General features: G+C 71.5%; 15 protein-coding genes. 9 read left to right on the top strand and 6 right to left on the bottom strand.

Annotation, left to right across the window (positions count from 1 at the left end; all coding sequences use genetic code 11):
* The first annotated feature begins 130 nt into the window (after nt 1-130).
* The 3 genes from ACJX2R_RS06785 to ACJX2R_RS06775 all read left to right on the top strand — a co-directional run bounded on the left by ACJX2R_RS06785 (nt 131) and on the right by ACJX2R_RS06775 (nt 2149).
* A complete protein-coding gene (locus tag ACJX2R_RS06785) occupies nt 131-898 on the top strand; it encodes an SDR family oxidoreductase (protein WP_413099257.1) in 768 nt (255 codons plus the stop codon).
* Between the two features lie 46 nt (nt 899-944).
* Complete coding sequence (locus tag ACJX2R_RS06780; protein WP_413099256.1) at nt 945-1853, top strand: SDR family NAD(P)-dependent oxidoreductase; 909 nt, start codon at nt 945-947, stop codon at nt 1851-1853.
* 80 nt (nt 1854-1933) lie between these two features.
* Nucleotides 1934-2149: a tautomerase family protein gene (locus ACJX2R_RS06775; protein WP_020873857.1), complete on the top strand. Its 216-nt coding sequence runs from the start codon at nt 1934-1936 to the stop codon at nt 2147-2149.
* A gap of 41 nt (nt 2150-2190) precedes the next feature.
* Here the strand turns inward: ACJX2R_RS06775 and ACJX2R_RS06770 are convergent, their stop codons facing one another.
* A complete protein-coding gene (locus tag ACJX2R_RS06770; protein ID WP_413099255.1) occupies nt 2191-3504 on the bottom strand; it encodes a cytochrome P450 in 1314 nt (437 codons plus the stop codon).
* Between the two features lie 449 nt (nt 3505-3953).
* Here ACJX2R_RS06770 and ACJX2R_RS06765 point away from each other — a divergent pair, with 449 nt between their 5' ends.
* The 5 genes from ACJX2R_RS06765 (at nt 3954) to ACJX2R_RS06745 (ending at nt 10623) form a co-directional block, all read left to right on the top strand.
* Nucleotides 3954-4928 carry a trypsin-like serine protease gene (locus ACJX2R_RS06765; RefSeq protein WP_413099254.1) on the top strand — a complete coding sequence of 325 codons (975 nt, stop codon included), beginning with the start codon at nt 3954-3956 and terminating at the stop codon, nt 4926-4928.
* A gap of 155 nt (nt 4929-5083) precedes the next feature.
* Nucleotides 5084-6379: a sensor histidine kinase gene (locus tag ACJX2R_RS06760; protein WP_413099253.1), complete on the top strand. Its 1296-nt coding sequence runs from the start codon at nt 5084-5086 to the stop codon at nt 6377-6379.
* On the top strand, nt 6376-7026 hold the full coding sequence (locus ACJX2R_RS06755; protein ID WP_413099252.1) for a response regulator: 651 nt from the start codon (nt 6376-6378) through the stop codon (nt 7024-7026). Before ACJX2R_RS06760 ends, ACJX2R_RS06755 begins: the two co-directional genes overlap by 4 nt.
* A gap of 213 nt (nt 7027-7239) precedes the next feature.
* Nucleotides 7240-8004, top strand: a complete 765-nt coding sequence (locus ACJX2R_RS06750; protein ID WP_413099251.1) for an ABC transporter ATP-binding protein — start codon at nt 7240-7242, stop codon at nt 8002-8004.
* Between the two features lie 87 nt (nt 8005-8091).
* A complete protein-coding gene (locus ACJX2R_RS06745) occupies nt 8092-10623 on the top strand; it encodes an ABC transporter permease (protein WP_413099250.1) in 2532 nt (843 codons plus the stop codon).
* 44 nt (nt 10624-10667) lie between these two features.
* On the opposite strand, the gene ACJX2R_RS06740 is transcribed toward ACJX2R_RS06745, so the two are convergent.
* The 5 genes from ACJX2R_RS06740 to ACJX2R_RS06720 all read right to left on the bottom strand — a co-directional run bounded on the left by ACJX2R_RS06740 (nt 10668) and on the right by ACJX2R_RS06720 (nt 14929).
* Nucleotides 10668-11849, bottom strand: coding sequence for a serine hydrolase domain-containing protein (locus ACJX2R_RS06740; RefSeq protein ID WP_413099249.1), 1182 nt, complete (start codon nt 11847-11849; stop codon nt 10668-10670).
* 96 nt (nt 11850-11945) lie between these two features.
* The gene (locus ACJX2R_RS06735; RefSeq protein ID WP_413099248.1) at nt 11946-12656 is read right to left on the bottom strand and encodes a response regulator; all 711 of its coding nucleotides are present in this window, start codon (nt 12654-12656) and stop codon (nt 11946-11948) included.
* Nucleotides 12653-13798, bottom strand: a complete 1146-nt coding sequence (locus tag ACJX2R_RS06730; protein ID WP_413099247.1) for a sensor histidine kinase — start codon at nt 13796-13798, stop codon at nt 12653-12655. Before ACJX2R_RS06730 ends, ACJX2R_RS06735 begins: the two co-directional genes overlap by 4 nt.
* 60 nt (nt 13799-13858) lie before the next feature.
* On the bottom strand, nt 13859-14413 hold the full coding sequence (locus tag ACJX2R_RS06725) for a TetR/AcrR family transcriptional regulator (protein WP_413099246.1): 555 nt from the start codon (nt 14411-14413) through the stop codon (nt 13859-13861).
* 42 nt (nt 14414-14455) lie between these two features.
* A complete protein-coding gene (locus ACJX2R_RS06720; RefSeq protein ID WP_262700199.1) occupies nt 14456-14929 on the bottom strand; it encodes a nuclear transport factor 2 family protein in 474 nt (157 codons plus the stop codon).
* Nucleotides 14930-15182: 253 nt separating this feature from the next.
* Between ACJX2R_RS06720 and ACJX2R_RS06715 the strand changes: the two genes are divergently transcribed.
* Complete coding sequence (locus tag ACJX2R_RS06715; RefSeq protein ID WP_413105788.1) at nt 15183-16514, top strand: FAD-binding oxidoreductase; 1332 nt, start codon at nt 15183-15185, stop codon at nt 16512-16514.
* Nucleotides 16515-16575 lie beyond the last annotated feature (61 nt).

Genomic DNA, 16575 nt, shown 5'->3' with positions numbered 1-16575 from the left:
CCCGGCGATCCCCGCGCAAGCTGGAAACACCGAAGGGGCACGGCGGCGAACGGCGCCGGCGCCCCGGGGGCCACGGCTCGCACACCGTGGCATCCGTCCGTCAGCACATGCACATGCCCCAGGAGTCTCCATGTCACCCCAGGAAACCGCGCCCCAGCACCCCACCGACCGGGCCCGCGTCGCCATCGTCACCGGAGGGTCCCGCGGTATCGGCCACGAGTCGGTGAAGCGGCTGGCCGCCGACGGGTACGCCGTCGTGATCGGCTACGCGGGTCACCGCGGACCGGCCGAGGCCGCCGCGAAGGACATCACCGCGGCCGGTGGCCGGGCCGTCGCCGTCCAGGCCGACGTCGCCGACGAACAGCAGGTGGCCGCCCTCTTCGACACCGCGGAGTCCGAGTTCGGCGGTGTCGACGTCGTCGTCCACGCGGCCGGCCGGATGTATCTGGCCCCCATCGCCGAGCTGGATCTCGCGGAGCTGGACGCGCTGCACCGCACCAACATCCGCGGCACCTTCGTCGTCGCCCAGCAGGCCGCCCGCAGGATCCGCGGCGGCGGGGCGCTCATCACCTTCTCCACGTCCATCGTGGGCCTGGCCCTCCCCGCCTACGGCGCCTACAGCGCCAGCAAGGGAGCGGTCGAGGCGCTCACCATGATCCTGGCGCGCGAGCTGCGCGGGCGGGACGTCACCGTCAACACCGTGGCCCCCGGCCCCACCGCCACCGATCTGTTCCTCGACGGCAAGGACGAGGAGACCATCGCCCGGCTGGCGGCCCAGCCCCCGCTGGAGCGCCTGGGCACCCCCGCCGACATCGCCGAGGTCGTGGCCTTCCTCGCCTCCCCGGCCGGCCACTGGGTCAACGGTCAGCGCGTCCGCGCCAACGGCGGCATCGTCTGACCGCCGCCACACACCCCTTCCCCCCTCTCTCGCCCGTAAGGACCCCATGCCCTCCGACCCACCCACGACCATCCTGGTCACCGGCGCCTCCAGCGGCTTCGGGGCGCTGACCGCACGCGCCCTGGCCCGCGCCGGCCATACGGTCTACGCCGGGATCCGGCAGCCGGACACCCGCAACGCCTCCGCGGTGGCCGAGCTGACCCGCCACGCCACCGACCACGATGTCGACCTGCGAGCCGTGGAGCTCGACGTCACCTCGCAGGACTCCGCCGACGCCGCCATCGCCCGCGTCCTGGCCGACCGGAACCGGCTGGATGTGATCGTCCACAACGCCGGACACATGGCCACCGGCCCGGCGGAGGCCTTCACTCCCGAGCAACTGGCCCATCTGTACGACGTCAACGTCCTGGGCACCCAGCGCGTCAACCGTGCCGCGCTGCCGCATCTCCGGGCCCGGGGCGAGGGGCTGCTGGTGTGGATCGGCAGCTCCAGCACCCGCGGTGGCTGCCCGCCCTTCATCGGGCCCTACTTCGCCGCGAAGGCCGCCATGGACGCCCTGGCCGTCAGCTACGCCGCCGAGGTGGTCCGCTTCGGCATCGACACCGCGATCGTCGTCCCCGGTGCCTTCACCTCGGGCACCAACCACTTCCGCCACGCGGGCGCGCCCGCCGACCCCGACCGCGCCGCCGCCTACGACGAGCGCTACGGCACCCTGCTGGCCGATCTGGACCAGCGGCTGGCCGCGCTGATTCCGCCGGACGCTGACGCCGCGCACGTCGCCGACGCCGTCGTACGCCTGGTGGCCCTGCCCGCCGGCGCCCGCCCGCTGCGCACCCACATAGACCCCAGCCGCGACGGCAGCGAAGTCGTCTCCGCGGTCGCCGACCGCGTCCGCGCCGAGTTCTTCCGCCGGGCCGGGCTGGACGATCTGCTCACCACGGGCAGCTCACTGTAATCACACCCGAATCACACCCGAATCACACCCGAATCGCACCCTCGAACACATCGAAATCCCAGCTACGAAAGAGAACGACCATGCCCTTCGCGAACTTCAAGGTCCCTGCCGGATCCCTCGACGAGAAGCAGAAGGAGGAGATCGTCACCCGTGCCACCGAGCTGTACGTCGAGATCTACGGTGAGCGCGCCCGCGCCACCACCCTGGTCCTGGTCGAGGAGGTCACCGACGGCGGCTGGGGCATCGGCGGCAATGTCCTGACCCTCGCCATGCTCCAGCAGCCACCCGGCAACTGACATCACCATGCCCCGGTCACCGCGGGTGGTGGCTGCACGCACTAGCCCGCCGTGACCGGGGCGGGGCTGAACGTCACGGGCAGCGAATCCAGGCAGCGGTACCAGAAGGAATCCACCCATCTCAGCTCGTCGGGCGCGACCGCCAGCGTCAGGTCCGGAACCCGGTCCAGCAACACCTCGATCGCCGTCTCCGCGATGATCCTGGCCGTCTCGGGACCGCCCGCCGGGCAGCCGTAGTCGCCGCCGCTGAAGGCGACATGGGAGTGGTTCCCGGCGTGGCCGACGGGGGTGTCGGGCCACAGCAGCGGATCGGCGTTGGCGGCGGCCAGGCCGAGGACGACGAGGTCGCCGGCGTGGACGCGCCGGCCGCCGAGGTCGGTGTCGCGGGTGGCATACCGCCCGATGAGGTTCTGTAGCGGGGAGTCCGCCCACAGCACCTCGTTCATGGCCTCGCCGATGCTGCGGCGGTTGCCCGAGAGGGTCATGGCGAAGCGCTCGTCGGTGAGCATCAGCCGGAGGGTGTTGCCGATCCAGTACGAGGTCAGCGGCAGCGCCGCCGCCATCAGCACCATGACGTCGGCGGTGTGCTGCTCCTCGGTGAGGTCCGGGGTGTTCAGGATGAACTGCGAGGTGAGGTCGGGGCCCGGTTCCTCACGCTTGGCCCGCACCAGCTCGGTCACATACGCGGCGACCCGCTGCTGACCGGCGATGGCCTCCTCGTTGGAGAGGAACGACACGGTCAGCCCCGCCGCCAGGGCCTCCAGCCCGGCCTCGTCCGCGGACAGGCCGAACAACTCGGCCGTGGCGAGGGTGGGCACGGAGTAGATGTAGTCGTACACCAGGTCCGCCCTGCCGCTGGCGACGAACTTGTCGATCAGCTGATCGGCGAACCGCTCGCAGTGGCCGCGCAGCACGAAGGGGTCGATCGTGGCGAGGGCCTCGCCGACGGCCGTCGCGCGCCGCTGGTGCTCCTCGCCCTCCGTGAAGGTCATCATCGGGCTGTACGCCACCCACGGCATCAGCGGCCAGTCCGGCGGCACGTTGTCCCAGCCGTTCCAGCGGCGCGGGTCCCGGCCGAACGTCTCGGTGTCGGACAGCACCTGACGGGTCTCGCGGTAGCCGAGTACGAACCAGGCGTCGATGTCGCCTTCGAGGAGGACCGGGGCGACCGGTCCGCTGTCCTGCCGTATCCGCTGGTAGGTCTCGTCCGGGCGGCGCCGGAAGTCCGGCCCGTACAGCCGCGCGGCGTGGGCGGGACAGCTCGGGGGCGGCGCGTCAGGTGCGTCCGGCATGTCAGGCGCGTGTTGCGGGGCCTGGCTGTCCTGGGCGTCCTGGTCGTCCTGGAGGTTCGTCACCAATGGTCTTCCTCGGAGCGGCGGGCCTACGGGGATGCCGGGAGGCTAACAGCATCCGCTGCGGCAGGCGGGCCCATCGCGTAGTGCGGGGCTGCCGTGAATCCCTGAATACTTCCGTGAATTCGACGAGAGAAATGTGATTGCGGGTTCCGGACACGGTCGGGGATCGGGTGGCCGTCGCCGCGCGGAAGAGGGCGGCCGTTGACGCGCGTTGACGCGTCGGAATTCCTCGTTCAATGCGGCACACGACCCATTCCGCTTTTGCCGAAGAGGGCAGTCCAGCAGTCGCGAGGCGATTTCCGTACCGGGTCGGGGGCGTCATGCCTGGCCGGATACCGTTCTGACCACCCGCGGGACCTTGGCGTGCGCACTTCATCACGCGATACGGTGCGCCCGGGATTTCACCGGGGGCATCCGCTCCCCGTCCCGATCATAAATTGGGGGGACTGGTGCAGATACGCAAGGTCGTTTTAGCGGCGAGCGGAGCGGTTTTCGCGTTTGCCCTGACGATTCCGGCGGCCGCGTCCGCCGATTCGCACACCACCGTCACACGCGGCGTGGACACCGCGGTGTCCACGCACAGTGCCGCGTCCCGCTCGGCCACGGAGTCCGCCGAGAAATACTGGACCCCGCGGCGTATGCGCAGAGCCGTCGAGGCCGACACGCCCGCCGACGCCAAGGCGTCGCGGAAGGCGGCCGTCGACGCGGCGGCCGAACCCGCTCAGCTCGCGAAACCGCGGAAGGCCACCTCGCAGAAGGCCCGCGGGGTGCGGATCGCCACCTCGATCGTGCAGGGCAAGGTCTTCTTCCACAATCCGACCAACGGCGGCGACTACGCCTGCTCCGCCGCGGCGGTCAACAACCCCACGAAGAACATGGTGTTCACCGCGGGGCACTGCGTCCACGGTGGCGCCGGTGGCACCTGGGCCACCAACTGGGTGTTCGTGCCCGCGTACTACAACGGCTCGCGGCCGTACGGAACCTGGTCCGCCAAGACGCTGACCACGTTCAACGGCTGGATCAACAACAGTGACCTGAACTACGACATCGGCGTGGTCAACGTGTGGGACAACGGCGCCGGCAAGCTGGTCAACACCGTCGGCGGCATGGGGCTCGGCTACAACTACGGGTACTCCAACACCGTGACCGTCTGGGGCTATCCGGCCGCCTTCGGCTACGACGGCGAGCTGCCCTACGCGTGCCAGAACATCCCCACATGGCAGGACGGCTCCCGGGTGCAGAACGGCTGCACCATGGTCGAGGGCGCGAGCGGCGGCCCCTGGCTGCGGGACTACAACGAGACCACGGGTCTGGGAACCGAGATCGGCGTCACCAGCACCCGGACCGATCCGCCCGCTTACATCGACAGCGCCTACTTCGACAACAAGATCCAGACGATCTACGACAACACCGCCAACGGCTGAGCACCACACACGGCAGTCGGCCGGGGCCCCGTACTCAGGGGCCCCGGCCTCCGGCGTCCGTGGCGCCCCACCGGACCCCTCGTACTGGACACGGCGAGGGCCCGGGTGCGGGAGGCGGGCGGCAATCGCCGCCGTGGGTGCGTAGGGTGGCCCGGGTGCGAATAGCTGTGTCCTCCGGCCGGCGCGCCGGTTATCGACGTTGGCCGGGGCGGATCGTGATCGCCGCGCTGGCGCTGTGGTTCCTCTTCTCCGTCTACCAGGACGTGCGGGAACGGCTCGTCCTCGACCCGGAATTCGACACGGAGGCGTTCGCCGGGGACTGGGTGCCGATCGGTTCCGGAGCCCTCGCCGGGGCGATGGCCGTGCTGGCCGTCGTGCGCGATGTCCGATGGGTCCCGCGGGCCGCGCTGGTGGCCTGTGCCGGAACCTTCGCGGCCACGGTGGCCTACCACCTGATGCCGGTGAACATGGTGACCAGCGAGTCCAGCGGCACCGAACTCATGGGCCTGCTGTTCCTCCTCGCCGTGGCGGTGCGCCGCTGCACGCCCTGGTGGGCCCTGCTGTCCGTGGCGGTGATGAGCGTCAGCGTGTTCTCCATCCCGCTCCTGCGGGACTCCGATCCCGGTGACTTCTCCGACAACACCGTGCTGTTGCTGGCGCTGGCCTTCGTCTGCGGGCTGGTGCTGCGGCTCTACGACGTCCAGCAGGAGCGCACCGGACAGCTGGTGCGGCAGGAGGAACGGCTCGCGCTGGCCCGGGACCTGCATGACACCGTGGCCCACCAGGTGACCGCGATCGTGGTGCAGCTCCAGGCCGTGCGCCATGTCACCGGGCGGGGCACCCCCGACCCGCAGGCGCTGAACGAGATGCTCGAGGCCGTCGAGAACGCGGGCGGCGAGGCGCTGACCTCGATGCGGCGCCTGGTGGGTTCGATGCGCGGTGACGAGACCCCGCGGCATCCGGAGAACCTGGGCGAGGTCCTGACCCGCATCGTGGACGAAGCACGGGGGACGGGGCTGCCGGTCCGGCTGGACCTCGGGCGGGATCTGCCGGAGGACGTACCGGCCGAGGTCACCGGAGGGCTGAGCCGCGTCCTTCAGGAGGCCCTGACCAACGCCCAGCGCTATGCGCGCGGAGTGCGGTCGGTGGATGTGTCCGCCCGGGTGGCGGCACGCCATGCCGAACTGGTGGTGGAGGACGACGGACACGGCTCCCCGTCCGGACACCGCGGCGGCCTCGGCCGGCTCGGCGGCGGCTTCGGCATCATGGGCATGCGGGAGCGGGTCGAGCTGCTCGGCGGCGCCTTCGAGGCGGGCCACCGCGCCGAAGGCGGCTGGCGGGTCCGCGCCTCCGTACCGCTGCGTCCCGACGAGGCCGCGCGCGGCGCGCGGACGCGCGGGCGGCACGCCGTACGAACCGGGTTGCGGCTACGGGAGGGCAGGACGGCATGACCATACGCATCCTGGTGGCGGACGATCAGCATCTGGTGCGGGCCGGGTTCCGCATGGTGTTGTCGGCCGAGCCCGACATGGAGGTGGTGGCCGAGGCCGCCGACGGGGCCTCGGCCCTGTCCCTGGCCCGCGAGACCCAGCCGGACGTGTGCCTCGTGGACATCCGGATGCCCCCGCCCGACGGTCTGGAGGTCACCCGCCGACTGGCCGGCGGCGGTCGGCCCGGAGCCCCGAAGGTGGTCGTGGTCACCACCTTCGACCTCGATGAGTATGTGTACACGGCGCTGTCGAACGGAGCGTCCGGGTTCCTCCTCAAGGACGCCGGTCCGGCGCTGCTGACCGAGGCCGTGCGGGCGGCCGTCCGCGGGGACGCGATGGTCGCCCCGCAGATCACCCTCCGGCTGCTCCAGCACTTCACCAAGAGCCGGCGGCGTGCCGCGCATGAACCGGCCGAGCCGCTGACCGAACGCGAGGAGGAGGTCATCCAGGGCATCGCCCGCGGACTGACCAACCCGGAGATCGCCGCCGAGCTGTACATCGCGCCCAGCACGGTCAAGACGCATCTCGGCTCGGTCCAGGCGAAGCTGGGCCTGCGCAACAGGGTCGAGATCGCGGCCTGGGCCTTCCGCACGGGGCGCGCGGAGTAGCGGCCCGCGGCTCGCACGGGGCGTGCGGAGCAGCCGCCCCACGGGCGTGGCGAGTAGCGGCCCCGCGGCGATCTCCCCCGATCGGGGGATGCGGCTCCGGATGGTCGGGGGATCCGCGCGGGGGTGGCCGGGCGGAAGGCTCATGGGCGTCGCCATCAGCGGCGACACCCTCCGCCACGAGGACCGTCCACCGAGCGCTCACCGAGGATCGGCATGCACGCACACCAGCCCCCTTCCGCCCCGGAGTCCTACGCGGCCCACGCCACCGACCTGACGAAGGTGTACGGCACCGGGGACACCCGGGTGGTGGCCCTCGACGCGGTCACGGTCGGCTTCGGCAAGGGGCGGTTCACCGCGATCATGGGTCCGTCCGGGTCGGGGAAGTCCACCCTGATGCACTGCATGGCCGGGCTCGACTCGCCGTCCTTCGGCTCGGTCCGCGTCGGTGACACGGAGATCGCCTCCCTGAACAACCGTCAGCTCACCCGGCTGCGCCGCGACCGCATCGGCTTCGTCTTCCAGGCGTTCAACCTGTTGCCCACCCTGAACGCTCTGGAGAACATCACCCTCCCCATGGACATCGCGGGCCGCGAACCGGAGCGGGCCTGGCTGGAGAGCATCATCCAGACCGTCGGCCTGGCCGACCGGCTCGGCCACCGGCCCGCCCAGCTCTCCGGCGGCCAGCAGCAGCGCGTCGCGGTCGCCCGCGCGCTGGCCGGGCGGCCCGACATCGTCTTCGCCGACGAGCCCACCGGCAACCTCGACTCCCGCAGCGGCGCCGAGATCCTCGAGTTCCTGCGCGGCTCCGCGAGCGCGCTGGGCCAGACCGTCGTGATGGTCACTCATGACCCCGTCGCCGCCTCCTACGCGGACCGCGTGGTGTTCCTCGCGGACGGCCGCATCGTCGACGAACTCCACGCGCCGACGGCCGAGGTCGTCCTGGAGCGCATGGGCCGCCTGACCCCGGCACACGCCTGACGCCCGCGTACACCACACCGCGCGGTACGCCGCGCTCCCCGAGTACCTGAGTACCTCCCCGGCGAGACATCCTCGGAAGGCCGTCCCGTGTTCCGTACTGCCTTGCGCAACCTCCTCGCGCACAAAGCCCGCCTGCTGATGACCATGCTCGCCGTGCTGCTCGGCGTCGCCTTCGTCGCGGGCACCCTCGTCTTCACCGACACCGTCAGCAACGCCTACAAGCAGCAATCCCTCACCTCCCTGAACCATGTCTCGGTCCAGGCCGAACCGCCCTTCGACCAGAAGACCGGCGAACCCGGCACCGTCGGGAAGGACACGCTGCGGAGTCTGCGACGGCTACCCGGCGTGGCGTCGGTCACCGGCATCATCGAAGGGTTCACCGCCGTGGCCGGCAAGGACGGCGCTCCGATCGGCGTGAAACACTCGACCGTGGGCGGCAATTACTTCCCGCAGGCCGATGGCAAGGACAACCGCCACCCCCTGACCGCCGGACGGGCCCCCAGCGGGCCCGACGAGGTGCTGATGGACACCAGCACCGCCGACCAGGGCGGTTACCGGCTCGGCGATACCGTCCGACTGGCTGTTGACGGACCGGTGCTGCACAAGAAACTCGTCGGCCTCGTCCGCACCGACGACACCGCCGTCTCCGGTGCCACCCTCGTACTCTTCGACGACGCCACCGCACAGAAGCTGTTCCTCGACCCCGGGCAGTACGGCGGGGTCACCCTCGAGGCCGACCGCGGCACTTCCGAGGAACGGCTCGCCGCCGAAACGCGCGAGCTGCTGCCCAAGGACTTCGACGTCAGCACCGGAACGCGACTGCGCGAACAGGAGCGGTCCGACGCCGCCGACAGCGCCACGGGGCTCAGCCAGGTGCTGACCGCCTTCGCCGCCATCGCGCTGTTCGTCGGCATCTTCGTCATCGGCAACACCTTCACCATGCTCGTCACCCAGCGTTCGCAGGAGATGGCCCTGATGCGGGCCATCGGCGCCGACCGCCGCCAGGTGACCCGCTCCGTCCTCATCGAGGCCGCCCTGCTGGGGCTGTGCGCCGGCGCGGCGGGCTTCGTGCTCGGCATCGGCGTGGCCGTGGGGATCCGGCAGTTGTTCGGGGCCACCGGATCCGGCTTCCCGGACGGGCCGCTGATCGTCTCTCCGCGCACCGTACTGGTCTCGTTCCTGGTGGGCGTCGTCGTCACCATGCTCGCCGCCTATGTGCCGGCCCGCCGCGCCGCCGCCGTGCCTCCCGTGGCCGCCATGTCCGCGATCCACACGCCCCCGCCGGCCCGCAGCCTCCGCAGGCGCAACGCGATCGGCGTCGCCCTGCTCGCCATCGGCGTGCTCGGCGTGCTGTACACGGTGTCCAGGGGTGAGGAGGGCAGGACCACCGTCTTCTACCCGGCCGCCCTGCTGCTCATCGGGATCATCGTGATGACGCCGATGCTCTCCGGCCCGGCCATCTCCCTGGCCGGCCCGCTGCTGCGCCGCTTCGGCGTCCCGGGAACGCTGGCACCGCGCAACGCGCGGCGCAATCCCCGGCGCACCGCCTCCACAGCCTCGGCCCTGATGATCGGGCTGTCCCTCGTCACGGGCCTTACGGTGGTCGCGGTGTCCACCACGGCATCGCTGCACCGTGGAGCCGAGAACAGCGTCAGGGCCGACTTCGAGATCTCGGCCAAGAACTTCGACCACCTGCCGGCGTCGGCCCACGATTCCCTGGAGAAGTCCGCGGCCGTGACCTCCTCCAGCCCGGAGCGCGAGACCACCGTGCGGACCGGCGACACCGAGGTCGACCTGACCGGTGTGGATCCCCGGACCATCGGCGGCCTCCTCGACCCGAGCTTCGTATCGGGATCGTTGGCCGACCTGAGCGCGGGCGGGGGCAAGAACCTGCTGATCGACACCCGGACGGCCGACCTCGAGGGCTGGTCCGCGGGACAGCGGATTCCGGTGGTCTACGAGAACGGTGACCGGGACACCCTGCGGATCGGCGGCATCTACCATGACGACGAATTCCTCCCCTCCACCATGATGCCGCTGGCCACGCTCCAGCCCCATCTGAAGGAGATCGAGGACACCTCGGTCCTGGTGCGCACCAAGGCCGGTGACGGCGACGACGTACGGCGGTCCCTCGAGCGCACCCTCGACCGCAACCCCCTTGTCCAGGTGCGGAACGTCGACGACCTGGCCGAGGCGGCCGGCGGCGAGGCCATCACACTGCTCCTCAACGTCCTCTATGCGCTGCTGGCCATGGCCGTGGTGATCGCCGTCCTGGGGGTCGTCAACACCCTCGCGATGTCCGTGCACGAGCGCACCCGTGAGATCGGGATGCTGCGCGCGGTGGGGCTCCAGCCCGAGCAGGCGAAGCTCATGATCCGCCTGGAGTCCCTGCTCATCTCCCTCTTCGGGGCCCTTCTGGGCATCGGTGCGGGCGTCTTCCTCGGGTGGGCCGCAGGCCGGTTCGTCACCGACTCCATCCGGGAGTACGAGATGGTCGTCCCCTGGGGCCGTATCGGCGTGGCCCTCGCGGGCGCCGCGCTCGTCGGAGTGGTCGCCGGACTCTGGCCCGCCCGCCGGGCGGCGCGGCTGAACGTCCTCACGGCCCTCAAGGCGGACTGAGGCGCGTCGCGGCCCTTCCGCGACGCGCCGCCGTGAGGTGCGGCTCAGGGGGCGCCGTAGGCCGCCACCATGATGTCCCGCACCACCGTGTTCATCTCCTGGCCCTTGGCGTTGGTGGAGTTGACGCTGTAGACGAGGGTGCGCGAGCCGTCGCGGGTGGAGACGATGCCGGTGTTGTAGCCCCAGCGGCCGCCCGACTTCCCCCACACCTCACGGCCGCCCAGCTTCTTCATCGAGAGGCCGACCGAGTACGCGGCCGGCTCGCCGGTGGTGGAGTCCGCCACCTTCGGCAGCGTGAACATCTCCCGCAGCAGCGGGCCGCGCACCACCCGCCCCCGGAACAGGGCCTTGATGAACCGCTCCAGGTCCGCCGTGGTCGAGATGAGGTCCCCGGCCGCCCAGGCGTCCGTCGGCCCCCACACCGACACATCGCGCAGCCCGGTCGTGCCGTCGTCCAGCCGCATGGTCTGGTAGCCGTGGTTGTGCTCCCCGGCGATATGCGGATCCGTCCCCGGGAGGTAGGTGTCGCGCAGCCCCAGGGGCTTCAGGATCCGGCGGGTCACCTGGTGTTCGTATGTGTCGCCGGTGATCCGCTCGATGACCAGAGCGGCGACGGTGTAGCCGATGTTCAGATAGTGCTGCTTCTCGCCGGGCGCGAACTCGGGCTTCTTCGCGGTCGCCGAGCGGACCATCTCCTCGGGGTCGTGGATCCGGAAGCGGTCGGCGTACGCCTCCTCGACCGTGTCCCCGGGCAGATCGGCGGCCGGGATGCCGTGCGTGTGATTGAGCAACTGCCGCACGGTGACCTTCCCGTACGACGCCGGAATCAGCTCCGGCAGGTACGAGCGAGCGGTGCGGTCCAGGCCGAGTTTGCCCTCGGCGGCCAGTTGGAGGGCGACCGCGGCCGTGAAGACCTTGGTCACCGAACCGGCGCGGAAGCGGCCCGCCGGATCGGCCGGCCGGTTGGTGGTCAGGTCGTGCACGCCCGAACTGCCTCTCCAGATCCCCTCGGTGCCCCCGAGGCGTACCAGCGCGGCCGTGGCATCGCTCGTCGGCAGATCCGCGATGGCGGCCTCCAGCTCGGGAATCCCGGTCCGCTCGGAGGCCGTGGGCGACGAGGTGGCCGCGCGTGACGAGGCGGCCGCCAGGGCCGGCGGCACCGCCGGGCCCGCCACGACGCCCAGGACGAGCGCCGTGGCCAGCAGGGTGTGTCTGGTGCTTTTCATGGTCAACTCCGGTGGAATGAGCCGTCGTTCTCGGTGACTCCATCCTGGTGACCGGCGGTCTCGCGCGGATCGCCCGCACGAGCGGTGTTCCGGGGGTCAGTTCCTCGCCGACGCGGGGGAGGAGCCGGGCCGGGACGCTCCCCCGGGCGGGGGATCCCCGGCCGTGATCAGGCCCGTTTCGTAGGCGCAGATCACCGCCTGGATCCGGTCCCGCAGTCCCAGCTTGGCGAGCACATTGCCCACATGGGTCTTGACCGTGTGATCGCTGACCACCAGCTCCGCGGCGATCTCGGCGTTCGACAGCCCCCGCGCGAGCAGCAGCAGCGTCTCCCGCTCCCGCCCGGTCAGCGCGTCCAGCCGGGGGTCGGGCCGCCGTGGCCGGGCGGTGGCCCGGGTGTACTGCTCCACCAGACGCCGGGCCACCGACGGCGCGAGCAGCGAGTCGCCCCGCGCCACCACCCGTACCGCGTGCACCAGATCGTCCCTGCGCACATCCTTGAGCAGGAAGCCGCTCGCGCCCGCGTGCAGCGCCTCGTAGACATACTCGTCGGAGTCGAAGGTCGTCAGCATCACCGTCCGGCAGGCGCCGGACGCGGCGATCTCGCGGCATGCCTCGATACCGTCCACCCGTGGCATCCGGATGTCCAGCAGGGCCACATCGGGCGTGTGCCGCCGCACCGCCTCGACGGCCTCGGCCCCGTCGCCCGCCTCCGCGGCCACCTCGATGTCCGGCTGGGCGTCGAGGATCATGGCGAAGCCGCTGCGCACCAGCTCCTGGTCGTCGGCCACCACCACGCGGATCGTCAACGCGCCACCTCCGCCGCGGAGGGTACGGGGAGATGGACCCGTACCTCGAAGCCCCGGCCGTCCGGGCCCGGCCCGGTGACCGCCGTACCGCCGTGCGCCGCCGCCCGCTCGCGGACCCCGATCAGACCGTGGCCGCCACCGGACCCTGGCCGCGGGCCGCGTCCGTCGTCCAGCACCCGGATGTCCACCGCGCCTTCGTCATAGGTGAGTTGGACGGAGACACCGCGCGCCGCCGCGTGCTTGACCACGTTGGTCAGGGCCTCCTGGACGATCCGGAAGACGCTCGCCCCGGTGGCCTCCGGCAGCGGCCGCACGGCCCCCGTCGACTCGTACGCCACCTCGAGGCCACTCGCCCGTATCCGGTCGAGCAGCTCGGGCAGACCGGCCGGCCCCGGCTGCGGCTCACGCGGGGCGCGGCCCGGCTCATCGCCCTCGCGCAGCACACCCAGCATCCGGCGCAGCTGGGCCATGGCGTCCCGGCCCGTGGCGGAGATGGCGTCGAAGGCGGCCTCGGCCCGCTCCGGGGCCGTCCGCACCGCCACCGGACCGGCCTCCGCCTGCACGATCATCAGGCTGACCGCATGGGAGAGGATGTCGTGCATCTCCCGTGCGATCCGGGCCCGTTCGCGCGCGGCGGCCCGCTCCGCCTCGATCCGGTGCTCCCGCTGCCGGGCGTCGGTCAGCCGTCCGAAGACATAGGCCGCCGCGAACACGAAGAGGGAGAAGGTCAGCTCACGCGCCGTCCGGGTGTTCAGCCACACCGACAGCGGCACGGCGACCGTCAGCAGCCCCCCGGCGACCAGCCGCTTCCACGGCGGTGAAACGGCGGCGATCGTGTAGATGATGACGAGCCCGGTGTACGGCAGCGGCTGCCCGGGCCCCTCCACCGCCAGCTTGTACAGCACGCTGGTCGCGATGATCGCGGTCAGCACGGCGAGGGGAGCGCGCCGGCGCCAGATCAGGGGGACGACGGTGAGCGTGGTCAGCCCGTAGGCGGGCCAGGTCGCCGGCTCCTGATCGGGTGGCCGCGGCACCACGAACGGCATCGTCATGGCCGCCTGGACCAGGAGCGCGATCCCGATGTCCACGGCCTGGGGATGGGCTGCTCCCAGCGCCCGGCCCCGCTCCCACCACCCCCGCATGAGACTGGATGGTAACGGCTATGCCCTTGATCGTGACGGCGACGCCCTTGCTGGGACCCGCTACGCCGCCGCCAGCAGGACGCGGGCGGCCGCTTTCGCCTGATGCGCGGGTTCCGCGCTGCCGGTGATCGCCGCGGTGGTGATGGCGCCTTCGGCCAGCAGCGCCAAGTGGTCGCCCAGCCAGGCCGGTTTGCCCGCGGCCGCCGTCAACTCGGCGAGGTAGCGGAAGAACGCCTCCTTGTGCGCCCGGGCCGTCTCGGCGACGGCCGAGGAGGTGGCGCCGAGTTCCCCGAAGGAGTTGCTGAAGGCGCAGCCGCGGAAGTCCGGCTCGCCGAACCACTCGTGGAGCCAGTCGAAGACCGCCAGGACGCTCTCCTCGGGGGTGGCCTGGGAGTCGGCGTACGCGGCCAGCTTCTGGCGCCAGCGGACGTCGCGCCGCCGCAGATACGCCTGTATGAGCTCCCCCTTGGAGGGGAAGAGCTGGTAGAGGCGCTTGAGGGAGACGCCTGACGCGGAGCGGATCTCGTCCATGCCCACCGCCTGGATGCCCCGTCCGTAGAACAGGGTCTCGGCCGCGTCGAGGATCCGGAGCTCCGCGGTCTCGGGACTGATCATGTCATCGCTCTCCTGGTGTCCGGCCGGTCGGTGGCCGAGGTCTCAGAGGCCGAGGTCGCTCAGCCCGGGGTGGTCGTCGGGGCGGCGCCCGAGCGGCCAGTGGTACAGGCGCTCCGACTCCTCGATGGGGAGGTCGTTGATGCAGGCGTAGCGCAGGCGCATCAGACCGTTGTCGTCGAACTCCCAGTTCTCGTTGCCGTAGGAGCGGAACCAGTTGCCGGAGTCGTCGTGGGACTCGTAGGCGAAGCGTACGGCGATGCGGTTGCCGTCGAAGGCCCACAGCTCCTTGATGAGCCGGTAGTCCAGCTCCCTCGCCCACTTGCGGGTGAGGAAGGCGACGATCTCCTCGCGCCCGGTGGCGAACTCCGCGCGGTTCCGCCAGCGCGAGTCGACGGTGTAGGCCAGGGCGACCTTCTCCGGGTCACGGGAGTTCCAGCCGTCCTCCGCCAGCCGGACCTTCTCGATGGCGGTCTCGCGGGTGAACGGGGGGAACGGAGGGCGTGCGGCGTCGGTCATGTCGACTCCTCGAGTCGTGGAGGGGGAGGGGAGAACGAGTATTCTCCCTCTCGGATACGACACTAGGAGAACGATGGTTCTCGCGCAAGTGCCGGCCCGCCGCCGACCCTCCGCGGCCCCGGTCGCAGGGGGTGGTGATCACGCTTTCCGATGGCGGTCGGTACCGTGCGAGCGGGAAACACCGTGCTCGACGAGAAGACAGGGGACCGGCGTGTTGATCGACGAACTGCGGCAGGAGCTGCCGGACGGCCGGATGGTCGAGGACCCCGGTGTCGCCGCCGGGTTCGTCCACGACGAGGCGGAGTGGGCGCCGTACGGCACACCCCGTGTGGTGGTGCGGCCACGTACGGCGCCGGAGGTGCGCTCGGTGGTGCGGGCCTGCGTACGGCACGGCGTTCCGCTGGTCACCCGGGGCGCCGGCACCGGTCTCTCCGGCGGTGCCAACGCCGTCGAGGGCTGTGTGGTGCTCTCCACCGAGGCCATGGACACCATCCACGAGATCGACCCCGTGGAGCGCCTCGCGGTCGTCGGACCCGGGGTGGTCAACGACCATCTGCGGGCCGCCTGCGCCGAGCGGGGGCTGTGGTACCCGCCGGACCCGGCGAGCGCGCCCTGGTCCACCATCGGCGGCAATGTGGCGACCAACGCGGGCGGGCTGTGCTGTGTGAAGTACGGCGTCACCCGCGACTATGTGCTCGGCCTGGAGGTGGTGACCGGCACCGGTGAGCTGGTGCGGCTCGGCCGCAGGACCGCCAAGGGCGTCGCCGGGTACGACCTGGCGGGGCTGATGGTCGGCTCCGAGGGCACCCTGGGAGTGATCACCGAGGTCACGGTGCGGCTGCGGCCGCGGCGCGAGGCGGAGCGCACGGTCGCCGGATACTTCTCCTCCGTCGTGGCGGCGGGAGGCGCGGTCGCCGCGATCGGGGCCGCGGGGCTCACCCCGTCCGCGCTGGAGCTCATCGACCGGCACTGCCTGGCGGCCGTCGACAAGTGGAAGAACATGGGCCTGTCCGTCGACGCGGACGTGGTGCTCCTCGGGCGTACGGACGCCCCGGGCCCGGCGGGCGCGCAGGAGGCCGAGCGGATGCTCGCCTGTTTCGAGGAGGCGGGGGCGACCTGGGCCGCGCAGTCCACGGACCAGGAGGAGGCCGACGCGCTGTTCGCGGCCAGGCGGCTGGCCTACCCGGCGCTGGAGCGGCTGGGCCCGGTGCTCACCGAGGACGTGTGCGTGCCCAAGGCGGCCGTACCGGAGATGCTGGCGCGCATCGAGCGGGCCGCCACCCGCCATGACACGCTCATCGCCAACATCGCCCACGCCGGTGACGGCAACCTCCATCCGCTGCTCATCACCCAGCCCGGCGACACGGCGGCCCGGGAGCGGGCCCAGGCCGCGTTCCACGAGATCATCGCGGACGCCATCGACCTCGGTGGCACGGTCACCGGTGAACACGGTGTGGGCCTGCTGAAGCGGGACGGTCTGGAGCGGGAGCTCGCCCCGGCCGTTCTGGACATGCACCGCGCGGTCAAGACGGCCCTCGACCCGCACGGCATCCTCAACCCGGGCAAGGTCATCGCCCGCGGCTGAGCGCGTGGCGGGGGACGTCGCGGACCGCGCACACCGACCACATCTGAAAACCCGAGAGACG

This window comes from Streptomyces sp. Inha503 (genome assembly GCF_047215865.1).
GTDB lineage: Bacteria > Actinomycetota > Actinomycetes > Streptomycetales > Streptomycetaceae > Streptomyces > Streptomyces lycopersici.
This window is presented reverse-complemented; position numbering and strand designations above follow the sequence as displayed.